The sequence below is a fragment of the Oceanobacillus profundus genome (assembly GCF_003515705.1).
GTDB lineage: Bacteria > Bacillota > Bacilli > Bacillales > Amphibacillaceae > Oceanobacillus > Oceanobacillus profundus.
Genome location: NZ_QWEH01000015.1, coordinates 1 through 16,883 on the forward strand (window position 1 = coordinate 1; position 16,883 = coordinate 16,883).

16 protein-coding genes, 2 rRNA genes and 1 other annotated feature are annotated in these 16,883 nt (G+C 38.9%); all 18 genes read left to right on the forward strand.

Annotated elements, in window-relative coordinates:
* Positions 1-104, forward strand: a 23S ribosomal RNA gene (locus D1B32_RS17675); the annotation flags it as partial.
* A gap of 118 nt (positions 105-222) precedes the next feature.
* Positions 223-338, forward strand: a 5S ribosomal RNA gene (gene rrf / locus D1B32_RS17680).
* 717 nt (positions 339-1,055) lie between these two features.
* Positions 1,056-1,757, forward strand: coding sequence for an MgtC/SapB family protein (locus D1B32_RS17685; RefSeq protein WP_240033832.1), 702 nt, complete (start codon positions 1,056-1,058; stop codon positions 1,755-1,757).
* 190 nt (positions 1,758-1,947) lie between these two features.
* A complete protein-coding gene (locus D1B32_RS17690) occupies positions 1,948-2,415 on the forward strand; it encodes a CtsR family transcriptional regulator (protein ID WP_095313606.1) in 468 nt (155 codons plus the stop codon).
* A 56-nt stretch (positions 2,416-2,471) separates the two neighbouring features.
* Positions 2,472-3,020, forward strand: coding sequence for a protein-arginine kinase activator protein McsA (locus tag D1B32_RS17695; RefSeq protein ID WP_095313604.1), 549 nt, complete (start codon positions 2,472-2,474; stop codon positions 3,018-3,020).
* A complete protein-coding gene (locus D1B32_RS17700) occupies positions 3,017-4,081 on the forward strand; it encodes a protein-arginine kinase McsB (RefSeq protein ID WP_095313602.1) in 1,065 nt (354 codons plus the stop codon). Before D1B32_RS17695 ends, D1B32_RS17700 begins: the two co-directional genes overlap by 4 nt.
* 13 nt (positions 4,082-4,094) lie before the next feature.
* Positions 4,095-6,524, forward strand: coding sequence for an ATP-dependent protease ATP-binding subunit ClpC (gene clpC, locus D1B32_RS17705; RefSeq protein WP_095313600.1), 2,430 nt, complete (start codon positions 4,095-4,097; stop codon positions 6,522-6,524).
* Positions 6,525-6,872: 348 nt separating this feature from the next.
* Positions 6,873-8,240 (forward strand): DNA repair protein RadA, encoded by a 1,368-nt coding sequence (gene radA, locus D1B32_RS17710; RefSeq protein ID WP_118890037.1) that lies wholly within the window; start codon positions 6,873-6,875, stop codon positions 8,238-8,240.
* Between the two features lie 131 nt (positions 8,241-8,371).
* The gene (locus tag D1B32_RS17715) at positions 8,372-9,463 is read left to right on the forward strand and encodes a PIN/TRAM domain-containing protein (RefSeq protein WP_095313611.1); all 1,092 of its coding nucleotides are present in this window, start codon (positions 8,372-8,374) and stop codon (positions 9,461-9,463) included.
* A gap of 280 nt (positions 9,464-9,743) precedes the next feature.
* On the forward strand, positions 9,744-11,213 hold the full coding sequence (gltX, locus tag D1B32_RS17720; RefSeq protein WP_095313596.1) for a glutamate--tRNA ligase: 1,470 nt from the start codon (positions 9,744-9,746) through the stop codon (positions 11,211-11,213).
* Positions 11,214-11,255: 42 nt separating this feature from the next.
* Positions 11,256-11,482 (forward strand) — a binding site (T-box leader).
* 190 nt (positions 11,483-11,672) lie between these two features.
* Positions 11,673-12,338 carry a serine O-acetyltransferase gene (gene cysE / locus D1B32_RS17725; RefSeq protein ID WP_095313594.1) on the forward strand — a complete coding sequence of 222 codons (666 nt, stop codon included), beginning with the start codon at positions 11,673-11,675 and terminating at the stop codon, positions 12,336-12,338.
* Positions 12,328-13,728 (forward strand): cysteine--tRNA ligase, encoded by a 1,401-nt coding sequence (cysS, locus tag D1B32_RS17730; RefSeq protein WP_118890038.1) that lies wholly within the window; start codon positions 12,328-12,330, stop codon positions 13,726-13,728. The genes cysE and cysS overlap by 11 nt, the downstream gene beginning before the upstream one ends.
* Before the next feature lie 2 nt (positions 13,729-13,730).
* A complete protein-coding gene (locus tag D1B32_RS17735; protein ID WP_118890039.1) occupies positions 13,731-14,132 on the forward strand; it encodes a Mini-ribonuclease 3 in 402 nt (133 codons plus the stop codon).
* Position 14,133: 1 nt separating this feature from the next.
* Positions 14,134-14,880: a 23S rRNA (guanosine(2251)-2'-O)-methyltransferase RlmB gene (gene rlmB / locus D1B32_RS17740; protein ID WP_118890040.1), complete on the forward strand. Its 747-nt coding sequence runs from the start codon at positions 14,134-14,136 to the stop codon at positions 14,878-14,880.
* Complete coding sequence (locus D1B32_RS17745; protein WP_095313586.1) at positions 14,881-15,390, forward strand: NYN domain-containing protein; 510 nt, start codon at positions 14,881-14,883, stop codon at positions 15,388-15,390. It begins immediately after the preceding gene.
* A gap of 233 nt (positions 15,391-15,623) precedes the next feature.
* Positions 15,624-16,271 (forward strand): RNA polymerase sporulation sigma factor SigH, encoded by a 648-nt coding sequence (sigH, locus tag D1B32_RS17750; protein WP_095313584.1) that lies wholly within the window; start codon positions 15,624-15,626, stop codon positions 16,269-16,271.
* A gap of 166 nt (positions 16,272-16,437) precedes the next feature.
* Positions 16,438-16,587: a 50S ribosomal protein L33 gene (rpmG, locus tag D1B32_RS17755; RefSeq protein WP_118890041.1), complete on the forward strand. Its 150-nt coding sequence runs from the start codon at positions 16,438-16,440 to the stop codon at positions 16,585-16,587.
* Between the two features lie 37 nt (positions 16,588-16,624).
* A complete protein-coding gene (secE, locus tag D1B32_RS17760; protein WP_095313580.1) occupies positions 16,625-16,792 on the forward strand; it encodes a preprotein translocase subunit SecE in 168 nt (55 codons plus the stop codon).
* The last annotated feature ends 91 nt before the right edge of the window (positions 16,793-16,883 follow it).

Below are 16,883 nucleotides of genomic sequence, written 5' to 3' on the forward strand. Positions count from 1 at the left end.
CGAGTGAGTAAGATCCCTCAGAGACGATGAGGTTGATAGGTTCGGTGTGGAAGCGTGGTGACACGTGGAGCTTACGGATACTAATCGATCGAGGACTTAACTAAATTCTTTATTTGATGTCTTGTTTTCTCTTATTTAGTTTTTAAGGTATAAATTTAAAAAAACCTTGCATTTTTATTCGGAAATGCATATAATAAAACTTGTCCTTGTTTTTGAGGATTGTCTGGTAGCAATAGCGAAGAGGCCACACCTGTTCCCATGCCGAACACAGAAGTTAAGCTCTTCAGCGCCGATGGTAGTTGGGGCTTTGCCCCTGCAAGAGTAGGACGTCGCCAGGCAGATGAAAAAGAGTTAAAATACAGATAATGTATTTTAACTCTTTTTGTATATCTATAATAAATTATGGCTTGCTAACTTTTTTCAATAAAAAGGTAAGGATGTATATAGATAACGATGATATTGAAATGAATAAGTGCAATATCATCGTTTATTTTTATCTTCTATAGATATCAATAGAAGCAACTTACAAAGTAGGAACTTGATGGATACTATAAGGCGGTTTCTTGAATCCGGAATAATGGATTTAGAAACCTATAAAATAATTCGATTTTATTGTAAGAGATCATTGTAGTTACGGTGAATATATTGAAGACATGGTGGCTAGAGATAATACTGGAGTTCTGCGTGTAGAAATATATAGGATGCTGTAGAAATACCATTTAAAATCTCCTATTTAGTTTTTTTCGACATAAAACAACTTATTTTATCTTTGCTAAGTTAAAATCCGGTAAAGTTTGAGCTTTTCAAGGAGCGTGTCAAATCTTATACAAGTTTGGAAAAAGCAAGTCGTTTTACTGTTTTAATTTTATCCAGAAAATCTCTTTCATCATTATGAATTGTTTTCATATAGTTAATAAAAGGTTTAACAATCTTTTTAACAAGGAATAAACTCGAGAAGGGTATTTCCATAAAAAATTCTTATATAAGATTAGAAAATCGTGATGAAACGATTTATATATAGAAACAGATAGTAATTCTTAAAGGGGGGATAAACTTTGCAATCATGGGCAGATCAGCTATTAGGGGAAGACTTTTTATTAATTATTACAAGATTGCTTGTTGCATTAGTATTATCTGGTTTAATTGGTTTTGAACGGGAGATTAATAATCACTCTGCTGGGTTCCGCACGCATATTCTTGTTGGTGTAGGTGCTTGTTTAATGATGATTTTGTCCCTATTTGGGTTTAGTACATTTAATGAAGTAAATGATAATATTCGATTTGATCCTGCGCGTATCCCCTCTTATGTTATTAGTGGAATTGGATTCCTTGGAGCAGGAACGATTATTGTTTATGGTGGAACAGTCCGTGGGCTGACAACAGCAGCTTCTATCTGGGCTGTAGCTGGAATTGGCCTTGTTGTAGGATCAGGTATGTATAGTGTTGCTATTTTCACAACGCTTATTATATTAATCAGTCTGATTTTCCTCAATCATATTGAAAGAATATTTCCTAGGTCAAGGACTACCACGTTTATTGAATTGGTTGTTGATGAAACGATTCAAATCAATCAAGTAGTAGAGGTAATCGAAAAACAGCAATTTTCTATAACAAATATCGAGATTATAAGGCAAGAAAGCAGCTTAAGGAAATTCTATATAAAAATGGGTCGGAAAGATAAACAGAGTCTGATTACCATTTTTGAAGAGATTTCCCGATTTCAGGGAGTAAAAAACATCTCTGAATTAACGAAATAATGTCATTTCAAAAACCTTCCACAGATAATTTGTGGAAGGTTTTTGGTTTCGTTTTTGTTAATTTTGTCTAAGATATATACATAAGTTGTTTGCATCTCCTTCATTTTGGCGTATAATGAAACTATAGTCAAAGATAGTCAAAGTCAAAAGACAACGTGCTGGATAATTCATACAGAAAGGTGTAGGGCAGATGAGCAATATTTCGGATGTAATTGAACAGTATCTGAAAAAAGTTCTACAGGCGAAGGGGCAGAATGCAATTGAAATTAAGCGAAGTGAAATTGCAGATCAATTTCAGTGTGTTCCCTCGCAAATAAATTATGTAATTAATACGCGTTTTACTGTAGAAAAAGGGTATATAGTAGAAAGTAAGCGGGGTGGTGGAGGTTATATTCGTATCATGCGAATTAAGCATCAGGATAAGTCCGAACTTATTGATGAAATTATCCAGATGATTGATGGCTCTATTTCCCAGCGATCGTCTATTGATGTTTTAGAACGTTTATTAGAAGAAGCCATCATTACAAAGCGCGAGGCAAAGATTATGCTTAGTGCAATGGATCGTACGACATTAGCTTTTAAACTTCCATTACGAGATGAATTACGTGCTCGTATACTATCAAAAATGCTTTTGACCTTAAAGTATGCAGGTGAGTAAAGCAGTATTTTACAGATGATTTTGTAAAGAGGTTGTATGTAAAGGGGGAATAGATATTGGAATGTCAGGAATGTCATGAACGGCCAGCTACACTTCATGTAAAACAGGTAATTAATGGACAAGAAACTAAAGTAAGTATGTGTGAGACATGTGCTAAGAAAAAGGGGTATATCACTTATCCAGAGGAAGGCTATTCTCTTCATGATTTACTAACTGGTTTATTTAATTTTGACACGATAAAGATGACGAGCATGAGTGATAATCAATTAAACCAGGTAAAAGAATTGCAATGCTCGAAATGTGGAATGACATTTTCAAAGTTTAAGCAAGTTGGTAAGTTTGGCTGTGCCCATTGCTATGAGTCTTTTGCTTCCAAGCTAGAGCCAATTTTTCGTAGAGTACATTCCGGCAATACGAAGCATTTTGGCAAAATACCAAAACGTGCTGGAAGTGGCTTACAATTAAAAAAACAACTGAAAAGCTATCGAGAAGAGTTGCAACAATTAATTGAAGCAGAAGCTTTTGAAGAAGCTGCAAAAGTTCGGGATAAAATAAAAGCATTGGAAAAAGGGGATAAAGAGCCGGAAGCAGGTGATGGATCTTGAGCTTAGAGCATTTTATCAAAGAAGCACTTAGCCCCTGGATGCACGAACAAGGGCCTGATAATGATATTGTGATGAGTAGTAGAATTCGCTTAGCACGGAACTTTGCAAATGTTACGTATCCAATCCTTGCTGAACAGGAGAAATTGGATGATATTCGTAGTTTTTTTAAGAAGGAATATGAACATCAAACCTTCCAAAACTATAAGAATTTAGAATTTGTCTCAATTAAAGATTTGACACCTGTAGAAAAAAGCGTGCTTGTTGAAAAGCATTTAATTAGTCCTCATTTAGTAAAGCACGATGAGCATGCTGCTGTTATGATTTCACAAAATGAGCAAGTTTCAGTCATGATAAATGAAGAGGATCATATTCGTATTCAGCTTTATTTTCCTGGTTTACAGTTAAAAAAGGCATTGGAAGAAGCTTTTGATTTCGATGATTGGATTGAAGAGAAGGTAAATTATGCATACGATGAAACAAAAGGTTATTTAACTAGCTGTCCAACAAATGTAGGAACAGGAATGCGAGCGTCTGTTATGATGCATCTTCCCGCCTTATCGATGACAAAGCAAATTAATCGAATGATCCCAGCGATTAGTCAGCTTGGCCTTGTTGTTAGAGGGATTTATGGAGAGGGCAGTGAAGCGCTTGGTAACATTTTCCAAATATCCAACCAAATTACGCTTGGAAAGTCTGAGGAAGATATTGTAGAGGACTTAGAGAGTGTTGTGAATCAGTTAATCGATCATGAACGAGTCGCACGAAATTATATTATGAAGCGATCAGGTATAGAACTCGAGGATCGTATCTTTCGTTCCTACGGTGTACTGCAGTATAGCCGGAAAATTGAATCAAAAGAAGCTGCAAAATGTATTTCTAACGTGCGATTGGGCATAGACTTAGGTATTATAGAAAATACATCAGGAAATATACTAAATGAATTGATGGTTCTTACACAACCGGGTTTTCTTCAACAATATGCGAATAGAACTTTAAATGCAGGTGAACGTGATGTATTGCGTGCATCGCTCATACGCGAACGATTAAAATTGGAAAACTAGGAGGGAAATCCAGATGATGTTTGGACGATTTACAGAAAGAGCACAAAAAGTATTAGCATTATCACAAGAAGAAGCAGTACGACTTGGTCATAAGAATATTGGTACAGAACATATTTTATTAGGACTTGTCCGTGAAGGTGAAGGAATTGCGGCAAAAGCACTGCAGTCCCTAGGCCTTGAAGTCTCGAAAATTCAAGAAGAGGTAGAAAAATTAATCGGTGTCGATAAGCAGCCGATGCAATCGATTCACTATACCCCACGTGCAAAGAAGGTCGTTGAGTTATCACAGGATGAGGCAAGAAAGCTAGGCCACTCTTACGTAGGTACAGAGCATATTTTACTTGGGCTTATCCGCGAAGGTGAAGGTGTTGCTGCACGCGTATTGAATAACCTCGGTGTGAGCTTAAATAAAGCAAGACAGCAAGTGTTACAGCTATTAGGAAGCAATGAATCACAGGCGGGAAGACAAGGGCGTTCTGGACAACAATCGAGTGCAAGTACACCTACATTAGATTCGTTGGCACGAGACTTAACCGTTAGCGCAAAAGAGGGTAAAATTGACCCTGTAATCGGGCGTGCGAAGGAAATCGAACGGGTTATTCAAGTGTTGAGCCGTCGTACGAAAAATAATCCGGTATTAATTGGTGAGCCAGGTGTCGGTAAAACGGCTGTAGCTGAAGGTTTGGCACAGCAAATTATTGATAACGAGGTTCCAGAAACCCTTCGTGATAAGCGCGTGATGACATTAGATATGGGTACAGTTGTTGCGGGTACGAAATATCGTGGTGAATTTGAGGATCGTTTGAAAAAGGTGATGGAGGAAATCCGCCAAGCTGGAAATATCATTTTATTTATTGATGAACTTCATACATTAATTGGCGCTGGTGGAGCAGAAGGTGCAATTGATGCATCAAACATTTTAAAGCCATCCCTAGCTCGAGGTGAATTACAGTGTATCGGTGCAACAACACTTGATGAATATCGTAAATACATTGAAAAAGATGCTGCATTAGAACGAAGATTCCAACCGATTCAAGTCGATGAACCAACATTGGATGAAACCATTCAGATTCTGCACGGATTACGCGATCGCTATGAAGCACATCACCGTGTAACGATAACGGATGAAGCAATTGAAGCAGCAGCAACACTTTCTGATCGTTATATTACGGATCGGTTCCTTCCAGATAAGGCAATTGATTTAATTGACGAAGCAGGCTCTAAAGTACGCCTGAGCTCTTATACTGTTCCACCGAACTTGAAAGAACTTGAGCAGAAGCTTGAAGAAGTACGAAAAGAAAAAGACGCTGCTGTACAAAGCCAAGAATTTGAAAAGGCAGCATCTTTACGTGATTCAGAACAACGTTATCGTGAACAACTCGAAAAAACGAAAAATGAATGGAAAGAAAAGCAAGGACAAACCGATTCAGAGGTTACTGTTGAAGATATTGCAAGTGTTGTATCGATCTGGACGGGAGTACCTGTAGCGAAGCTAACGAAGGATGAGAGTGAGCGTCTCTTAAACATGGAAGAGATCTTGCATAATCGTGTGATTGGCCAAGGAGAGGCAGTAAATGCGATTTCGAAGGCTATTCGCCGAGCGCGTGCGGGCTTAAAAGATCCGAAGCGACCAATTGGCTCCTTTATTTTCCTAGGACCTACAGGTGTTGGTAAAACAGAACTTGCTCGAGCTTTAGCGGAAGTGATGTTTGCAGATGAAGATGCGATGATTCGTATAGACATGTCTGAATACATGGAAAGGCATGCGACGTCTCGTCTAGTTGGATCCCCTCCAGGATATGTTGGTTATGAGGAAGGTGGTCAGCTAACAGAAAAGGTGCGACGTAAGCCATACTCTGTCGTGCTTTTAGATGAAGTTGAAAAAGCACACCCTGAAGTATTTAATATTTTATTACAAGTGCTTGAGGATGGTCGTTTAACAGATTCCAAAGGAAGACTTGTTGACTTCCGTAATACGGTAATTATTATGACATCCAACGTTGGAGCAAGTGAGCTAAAACGGAATAAATATGTTGGCTTTAATATTGCTGATGAAGGAAAAGAATATAGCGATATGAAGTCAAAAGTAATGGAAGAATTGAAAAAAGCATTTCGTCCTGAATTTTTAAACCGAATTGATGAGACGATTGTATTCCATTCATTAGAGAAGAAGCATATGAAGGATATTGTGACACTTATGCTCGAACAATTGCAACGTCGCCTGAAGGATCAAGATATTCATTTATCATTGACTGATAAAGCGGTAGAAAAGGTTGCAAATGAAGGGTTCGATCCGGAATACGGTGCCCGTCCATTGCGCAGATCGATTCAGAAAAATATCGAAGACCTTCTATCTGAAGAGTTGCTGAAAGAAACAATTGATAAAGGGCAAGAGGTAAAAATCGGTTTAAATAATAAAGGAGATTTCATCGTCCTCTCGTAATGAGGAAAGCATAAAAGCGCGAATGCCGGTTAGTGAGGTAAAAACTGCGCACCGTAATGTTGACCTGTTTACGTTGTTATGGTAACTAAAGGTATCCAGGTAATTCAATTTTTATAAATTCAAGAGAAAGTAAAAAGCTAGAAGAGCAGTATCTTCTAGCTTTTCCTTCCATATTGAGGGGTGTTCTAAACCCTCTTTACCCTACTTTAAACACCCAATTCTAGTGGAAAGGGTACTAAACGACCCAGTTGTGGCATAAATAAGGAAATATGTTTCATAAATTGATAGGAAGCTGTAACCTATTTGGGCCAAAAATGTTTTACAATAGTAAGAGAAGGGGATAGTGATTTGGCTAAGCGAAAAACGAAGTATGTTTGTCAAGATTGTGGATATGAATCTGCGAAATGGATGGGCAAATGTCCTGGGTGTAATAATTGGAATACGATGGTGGAAGAAGTTGAAGCAACCACTGTCAGAGGAAAACAAGTAAGTGGTACACATGTCGTTAGTAAGCCAGAAAGGATTACTTCGATCGAGTCACAGAAAGAACCGCGTATCACCACAACGATGAAGGAATTCAATCGTGTGCTTGGTGGCGGTATTGTTCTCGGATCGCTTGTTTTAATTGGTGGTGATCCTGGGATTGGCAAATCTACCTTGTTATTACAAATCTCTTCACAGCTTGCAGGGAAGCAATTGCCAGTTCTGTACGTTTCTGGTGAGGAATCGATCCGCCAAACAAAGCTGCGTGCTGATCGACTAGGAGTAAAAGAGGATCTGCTATATGTCCTTTCTGAAACGAATTTGTTTGATATTCAAAAACAAATTGAGGAGATTCGCCCCTCATTTGTCGTAATTGACTCCATTCAAACGATTTTTAAGGAAGATGTAACGAGTGCTCCTGGTAGTGTTTCACAAGTACGAGAATGTACTGTTGATTTAATGAAGGTCGCAAAATCAAACGGCATTCCGATATTTATAGTTGGTCACGTGACGAAAGAAGGAGCGATAGCTGGTCCAAGACTGCTCGAGCATATGGTTGATGCCGTATTGTATTTTGAAGGAGAAAGGCATCATACGTATCGAATATTACGAGGTGTGAAGAATCGCTTTGGAAGTACGAATGAAATGGGTATTTTTGAGATGAAAGAAGAAGGCCTTCGAGAAGTAATGAACCCTTCGGAGATTTTTCTAGAAGAGCGTTCAGAAGGATCAGCAGGCTCTACTGTCGTTGCATCGATGGAAGGGACAAGACCTGTACTCGTTGAAATTCAAGCATTGATTTCTCCAACTAGCTTCGGTAATCCACGCCGCATGGCCACAGGAATTGATCATAACCGTGTTCCTTTATTGATGGCAGTTCTCGAAAAGCGTGTCGGCCTTATGCTGCAAAACCAGGATGCCTACATTAAGGTAGCTGGTGGTGTGAAGCTTGATGAACCTGCAATTGATCTAGCGCTAGCTGTAAGCATTGCTTCAAGCTTTCGGGATAAGCCGACGAATCCAGATGATATATTTATTGGAGAAGTTGGGCTTACTGGGGAGATCAGACGTGTGTCGCGTATCGAACAGCGTGTTCAAGAAGCAGCTAAGCTTGGCTTTAAACGTGTCATTTGTCCGGAAAACAATCTGGATGGCTGGACATACCCGAAAGGAATTCAAGTACATGGGGTTCGTACCGTACAACAAGCATTAGATATAGCGATGGCCCAGTGATTCTTAGCGATTTTTATCATAAAAATGACATATTTATACTGTGATTTGTGAAATACAATGCTTTTTTCGCCCATTTATGAGGGTTAAATTATAAATTTCTAGGCAATACTAAACATTAGGAGGTGACGATGTTGCTCAAAAAAATAGTGCATTTATTTTTTATTGTTCTAGGCGGTACTATAGGTTATCTATATGTACCAGAAATAATTCGGTTATTGAACATTACAAATTTGGATTGGGCAAGATCCCCATATTTAGGCATGATCATCGGTGCAATTATATTCTTTATTCTTTCTTATTGGCTGGCAGATTATATTGTTGACTTTTTGAGGTGGGTGGAAGACGCACTGATAAAGCTCCCAGCAGTTGATTTATTCTTTGGTAGTATCGGTTTAATTGTCGGATTGGTTATTGCTTACTTTGTTAACATGCCCTTACAAGATATTAATATTGAGGTTGTATCACAGGTTCTGCCACTCTTTATTATGATTGTTCTTGGTTACCTTGGTTTCCAAGTGGGTTTCAGGCGGAGAGATGAATTTGTCAATCTAATGAAAACAAATAAAAAGGACAAACGCCGACCTATTGAAGGTGACGATGTAGATGCAATCGTACCAAAGGCAAAAATTCTGGATACAAGTGTTATTATTGATGGTAGAATCGCAGATATTTGCCAAACGAACTTTTTAGAAGGAACCGTTATAATACCGCAATTTGTACTCGGGGAACTGCAGCATATTGCCGATTCCTCAGATACACTCAAACGTAATAGAGGCCGCCGTGGACTAGATGTATTGAATCGCATCCAAAAGGAATTGCCAGTGAAAGTCGAGATTTATGAAGGAGACTTTGAAGAAATTCCAGAGGTTGATAGTAAGCTAATTAAACTTGCGAAGGTAATTGATGGTATTGTTGTAACAAATGATTTTAATTTGAATAAAGTTTGTGATTTACAGGGTGTTAACGTGTTGAATATTAACGATCTTGCCAATGCTGTGAAGCCGGTTGTACTTCCAGGTGAAGAGCTAATTGTACAAGTAATTAAAGATGGGAAAGAGCATAATCAAGGGGTTGCCTATCTTGATGATGGTACAATGATAGTTGTGGAAGAAGGTCGGGATTATATCGGAAAAACGATCGAAGTAATTATTACAAGTGTACTGCAAACATCAGCTGGCCGGATGATCTTTGCAAAACCAAAATTACTTGAAAAAGCACTGTAAAAGAGGTATAACTGATTAAGGTGAAGTAAAGTGATAACATGAATGATATGTTATCACTTTTTCATATAGAGTGCGTGTTCAAAAGGGAGGATGAAAAGGACCGAGAAGTTAGAGGCGGCGTAGCTTTGAGCAGCGGAACGTATGGGTTTAATACGTGAGCAGTGGAAAAGCAAGCCAACGAAGAAATTCGATGTGTCATTTTTACCGGACTTTTTGAACAACCTTATAGACGTAAATTTATACTTATATCGGAATCCATAATTAAGAGAGGAGCAACACCATGAGTAAGGAAGTTCGTGTGCGTTATGCGCCAAGTCCGACAGGCCATCTGCATATTGGGAATGCACGTACAGCTTTATTTAACTATTTATATGCAAAACATTTTAACGGAAAGTTTATTATTCGTACAGAGGATACGGATGAAAAACGGAATGTAGCGGGTGGAGAAGAGAGCCAGTTGAAGTTTTTAAAATGGCTTGGATTAGAATGGGATGAAGGTGCTGATATTGGTGGTGACTATGGTCCATACCGTCAAACAGAGCGCTTAGATTTATATAATAAATATGTTAATGAACTACTGGAAAGAAACCTTGCCTATAAATGCTATATGTCAGAGGAAGAGCTTGAGGCTGAACGTGAGGAGCAACGTGAAAAAGGACAAGTACCTAAGTATTCTGGAGCCCACCGTAATTTAACGGAAGAGCAAATCGCGGCTTTCGAGGCGGAAGGTCGTAAGCCGAGTATCCGTGTTCGTGTTCCAGAGAACAAAACGTACATGTTCCAAGATATTGTTCGCGGCGAAATTACGTTTGAATCGAGTGATTTCGGTGACTGGGTTATTGTGAAGAAAAATGGTATCCCGACGTATAACTTTGCCGTAGCCATTGATGACCATCTGATGGAAATCACACATGTATTGCGTGGTGAGGAGCATATTTCCAACACACCGAAGCAAATGATGGTCTATGAAGCATTTGGCTGGGAAGCGCCAAAATATGGCCATATGACCCTGATTTTGAATGAGGAGCGTAAAAAGCTAAGCAAGCGTGATGAGCATATCCTTCAATTTATTGAGCAATATCGCAATCTAGGATACTTACCTGAAGCAATGTTTAATTTTATCAGCTTATTAGGCTGGTCTCCAGTTGGAGAGGAGGAGATCTTTTCTCAAGAAAAGCTAATTGAAATTTTTGATCCGGAACGTCTATCTACATCTGCAGCGATTTTTGACCAACAAAAACTGAAGTGGATGAACAACGAATACATCAAAGCGGCTGACATAGAAACGGTGATTGATCTAGCGATGCCGCATTTGATTGAATCTGGTAAATTACCGGAGGATATGGATGCAGATAAAAGAACGTGGGCAGAAAATGTGATTAGCTTATATCGTGAACAATTACGTTATGGTGCGGAGATTGTGGAACTAACGGAACTATTCTTTAATGACGAGATTTCCTATGATGACGAAGCGATGGAGGTCTTAAAAGGGGAACAAGTACCAGAAGTATTGCAAGTTTTTACAGATAAGCTGATCCATTTAGATGAGTTTAATAAAGATACAATTAAGGCACAATTTAAAGCAACACAGAAGGAAACTGGTCACCGTGGAAAGAAACTATTTATGCCAATCCGGATTGCGACAACTGGACAAATGCACGGTCCAGAGCTACCGTTTGCGATTGAGCTTTTAGGAAAGTCTGTTATTATCGCAAGGCTTGATAAAGTATTGAAGCAATTAGGAGCGTAATGGTTCACATTTCGCCGATTGTATAATATAGTATTACTAAATAAGTGAACGTTGAAAAGGGAAAGTAAGAATCGATCTGCTTATTCAGAGAGAATCACCAAGGGCTGTGAGTGATTTTAAGCATCGTTTCTGAAGTGCCCCTTGGAGTCTGTTATGGAAAATGAGTAGTCTTTAGTACATGACAGCGATACTCTCCCGTTACGAGAGCCAAAGTTGGAAGGATACGTCCTTCAAACAGAGTGGAACCGCGCTAATCTAGCGTCTCTGTGTATAAACTACACAGGGACGCTTTTTATTTTGGCAAAAAGTAAGGTATAAACGTTCCTTTCTGCGTAAGGCGGGATAAGGCATTCACTCTGGAATTAGCCAAAATAAAAAAGATTTTATGAAAGTAGAGAGCCCCATCTAAAAATCCCTTTTACGAAAGCCAATTTTACTAACTATAAAGGAGGAAGGCACATGGGAATTTTCAAAACAATGAAGGAAGATATGGATGTTGTGTTTGAACAGGATCCTGCTGCACGTACGTATATCGAAGTGATGCTAACGTATTCGGGTCTTCATGCCGTATGGGCACATCGAATTGCGCATCGTTTTTTCAAAAGAAGGCTTTTCTTTATTGCACGCGTCATTTCTCAGGCTAGCCGCTTCTTTACAGGAATTGAGATTCACCCAGGAGCAAAGATTGGGCGACGTCTTTTTATCGACCATGGTATGGGAGTAGTTATTGGAGAGACGTGTGAGATTGGGGATAATGTTACCATTTTTCAAGGAGTAACGCTTGGCGGTACTGGTAAAGAAAGAGGGAAACGACATCCAACAGTGAAAGATAATGCACTCATTTCTACAGGGGCAAAAGTGCTTGGGGCAATAACAATCGGTGAAAGCTCGAAGGTCGGAGGCGGTTCTGTTGTGTTAAAGGATGTGCCTGATCATTCAACGGTAGTTGGTGTTCCTGGGAGAGTTGTAATCCAGAATGGGGAAAGAGTAAGAAGGGACCTTGATCATCATAAGATTCCTGATCCTGTAGCTGATCGTTGTGAACATATGCAGGTGCAGATTGATGAACTGAAGGCTGAAATTGCAAAATTGAAACAAGGGAGTGTAAAACAATATGTCGATTAAGTTATATAATACATTATCGCGCAAGAAGGAAGATTTCACACCATTAGAAGAAGGAAAGGTTCGTATGTATGTATGCGGACCGACTGTATATAACTATATTCATATCGGTAATGCACGTCCGGCTATTGTTTTTGATACAGTAAGAAGGTATTTCGAATACAAAGGCTTTCAAGTTGACTATGTATTAAACTTTACCGATGTCGATGATAAAATAATTAAAACAGCAAATGAATTAGGGGAAGATGTTCCTGAGATAGCAAATAAATTTATACAGGCTTATCTAGAGGATGTTGGAGCTTTAGGTGTGAAAGAGGCAACACATAATCCACGTGTTATGGAAACGATGGAGGATATCATTCGTTTTATTGATGTGCTCGTTCAGAAAGGGTATGCCTATGCAGCAGAAGGAGACGTCTATTTTAAACCGAGAGCGTTTGAAGGATATGGAAAATTATCCCATCAGTCAATTGATGAGCTTCGCTCTGGTGCGCGAATCCAAGTTGGAGAGAAAAAGAATGATCCGCTTGATTTTGCATTATGGAAAGAAGCAAAGTCTGGAGAAATTGCTTGGGATTCACCGTGGGGGAAAGGCCGACCAGGCTGGCATATCGAATGCTCTGCAATGGCTAAGAAATACCTTGGAGATACGATTGACATTCATGCTGGTGGGCAGGATTTAACATTCCCGCATCACGAAAATGAAATTGCTCAGTCTGAAGCCATGACAGGTCATACATTTGCGAATTATTGGATGCATAATGGGTATATAAATATTAATAATGAAAAAATGTCGAAATCACTCGGAAATTTTGTTTTAACAAGAGATTTAATTGCAAAGCATAATCCGGAAGTGCTACGTTTCTTCATGCTAAGTGTGCATTATCGTAATCCGATTAATTTTACAGAGGAGCTTCTGGAAAGTGCTAAAAATAGCTATGACCGAATTAAAACGGCATACGAAAACTTAGAGCATCGCAAACCGACGAGTATGAACCTTGTTGATAATACAGAGGAATGGTTAACGAAAATAGCGGAAATGAAACATCGCTTTGAGCTGGAAATGGATGATGATTTCAATACAGCGAATGCAATTTCTGTCCTGTTTGATTTAGCAAAAGAAGCAAATGTCTATTTACAATCCAACCAAACATCAACAGAGGTAATTGATACATTTCAGGAAGTGCTCAAGACTTTACTAAATGTACTTGGGATTACTCTTGATACAGCAGATGAACTGTTAGACGAAGCGATTGAAGCGTTAATTGAAGAACGGAATGAAGCAAGGAAAAACCGTGATTTCGCTCGAGCAGATGAGATAAGAGATTTGTTAAAAGACAAAAATATCATATTGGAAGACACACCTCAAGGGGTTCGCTGGAAAAGAGGCTAATCATGAAGTTGGATCCAAAGCAATTGAAAAGCCTAGCACTCGCGTATATGGGAGATGCTATATATGAAACCCACGTCAGGGAGCATTTGCTTCAAAAAGGAACCGTAAAGCCGAACCAGCTACATCAAGAAGCGATTACTTTTGTTTCTGGAAAATCCCAAGCGGCTGTCATTCTTAACTGGGCAGCCAAAGCGGATTTTTTAAATGAGGAAGAACGGGCTGTTGTAGGGAGAGGGAGAAATGCTAAGTCTGGTTCTATTCCGAAAAACACAAGTGTACAAACCTATCGTTATAGTACGGCATTTGAAGCATTAATCGGCTATCACTATTTATCTGGAAACGAAACACGTCTTAAGGAACTGTTAGAAAGTGCGATTGAATTTGTAGAAGAGAGGAGTGGATAACATGGATCAAGAGTTAATAATTGGAAAAAATCCAGTAATGGAAGCATTAAAATCCGGCCGTTCTGTTAATAAAGTGGTTATATCGGAGCAATTGAATCCGAATGTGCAAAAGAAATTGCAACAAATGGCGAGAGAAGCTGGAACGATTGTACAAAAAGTGCCGAAATCAAAGCTTGAACAACTTGATTCCGGTAATCACCAAGGTGTGATTGCTTATGTTGCGTCCTATCAATATGCAACACTTGAAGATTTATTTCAGCGGGCAGAAGAAAGAAATGAAGACCCCTTCTTCATCATTTTGGATGAATTGGAGGATCCACATAATCTAGGATCTATCTTGCGGACTGCGGATGCAACAGGGGCGCATGGAGTCATCATTCCGAAGCGGCGCTCGGTAGGTTTAACCGCAACTGTTGCGAAAACAGCTGCAGGAGCGATGGAGCATATTCCAGTAGCGCGGGTGACGAATATCGCCAATACAATTGATGAATTAAAAGAAAGACAGGTATGGGTTGTCGGTACAGAAGCAGAAGCAACGGAGGACTATCGCAAGTTGGACGGGGCATTGCCAATCGCTCTCGTAATTGGCAATGAAGGAAAGGGTATTAGTCGTCTTGTTCGGAAGAAGTGTGATTGGACAGTAAGCTTACCAATGAAGGGAGCAGTATCTTCCTTGAACGCCTCAGTTGCCTGTAGTTTGCTTCTCTATGAGGTATATCGTAAAAGATACCCATTGGGTGATGTATAGATGGTCGTTCTTATTGTAGATGGCTATAATATTATTGGAGCATGGGAAGAGCTGCAACAACTAAAGGAAAAAGAAATTGGACAAGCTCGTGACCGTCTGGTTGAATGGATGGCTGAATACCAAGCGTATTCCGGCCATCGTGTCATTATCGTATTCGATGCGTACTATGTTAAAGGGATTTCAAGTAAATTAAAGCAATATAAAGTTGAAGTAATTTATACAAAGGAAAAGGAAACAGCTGATGAATGTATCGAAAAGCTTGTGAAAGAAGTAAAAAATGTGAAGACACAAGTATATGTAGCTACATCTGATTATGCAGAGCAGCGTACGATTTTCGGACAAGGAGCTCTTCGTAAGTCTGCTCGTGAACTATTTATTGAAATGCAGGACATTGAAAAGGAAATTGAAGTTAGCATTGAACTGCATAAAAAAATGCAACCACAATCTAAAATTAAGTTGGACGAAGAAATCCTTCAGAAATTTGAAAAGATGAGAAGGGGAGAAATATAGCATAAAAATAGTGTTCAAAAAGGGGGATGAAAAGACATGTCGGAAATTAGTCGAATGCCCTATTTCTCGGGGTGTTATTTTCGCCGGACTTTTTGAACAACTAAAAAGTTTGATTTTTGCGCTATTTCGACATATTTTGCATGTAAACGCTTCTTATTCATGTTGACGGTTCTGAAACGAGTACTGTATACTATGTCCTAAGTGACAACCGAGATAGTCAGGGGGCAATCTTAATGAGCGTCGAGCAAATAGTAAAAGACAATCGAAGTATTAGTAAGCTTGAAGATGACGATTTGCTGCAACTTGTTCGTCGAGGCGACAGTCGAGCGCTGGACATATTAATTAACAGGTACATTAATTTTGTCCGAGCAAAAGCACGAACGTATTTTTTAATTGGCGCAGATAAAGAGGACATCATTCAAGAAGGAATGATCGGATTATATAAAGCAATTCGCGATTATAATGGGGACAAGCTATCTTCATTTAAAGCATTTGCTGAGCTCTGTGTGACGCGTCAGATTATCACTGCAATTAAAACAGCGACAAGACAGAAGCATATTCCACTTAACTCCTATGTTTCCCTCGATAAGCCAATCTATGATGAAGAATCAGATCGCACATTGTTGGATGTAATTGCAGGATCGAAAGAGATTGATCCTCAAGAGCTTCTCATTAACAGAGAAAATTTCGGAGATATGGAAATGAAATTATCCGAATTATTAAGCGAGTTGGAAAGACAAGTGCTCCATTTGTATTTGGACGGAAGGTCATACCAGGAAATATCGATTGAATTGAAACGACATGTCAAATCGATTGATAATGCTTTGCAACGTGTAAAACGAAAGCTCGAACAACTGATGGATGTGACTGAAACACCATAAATAATCAAGATTTAGATTGGGAGAATAACAGAAAGCTAACCTTCACCGTTTTTGTTTAAAACATTTGATATTATTTGGCTCGCGGGTTGTTGAGACGTTGACACGTTATGGCAAAACGTGCTAAATTAGAACAAAAGGAAAATACCCTATGTGTGGGGTGAAATAGATGAGTAATAAAATCACGTTAGCGTGTGCAATTTGTTCAAGCAGAAATTATTCAACGAATAAGAATGTATCCACAAAGGCTACGAGATTAGAAGTACGTAAATATTGCAAAACATGTGGGCAACATACATTGCATCGTGAAACAAAGTAAGTGCGCATTTTAAGCGGAGTTTTTGGGGGGTACAAGCATGTTCAGATTCTTTAAAGATGTATCTAGAGAAATGAAAAAAGTTAGCTGGCCAAAAGGTAAAGAGCTGACCAATTATACCATTATCGTTATTTCAACCGTAGTATTTGTAGCACTATTCTTTTTTATTGTTGATTTAGGTATTTCTCAAGTTTTAAACTTATTTTGAATAAATGTGTTTAATTATGCTATAATGAAAAATAATATACCCTTTTAAAAACCCGGTCAAAGCGGGTTTTTTAAATTGGAGAAAATGGTAG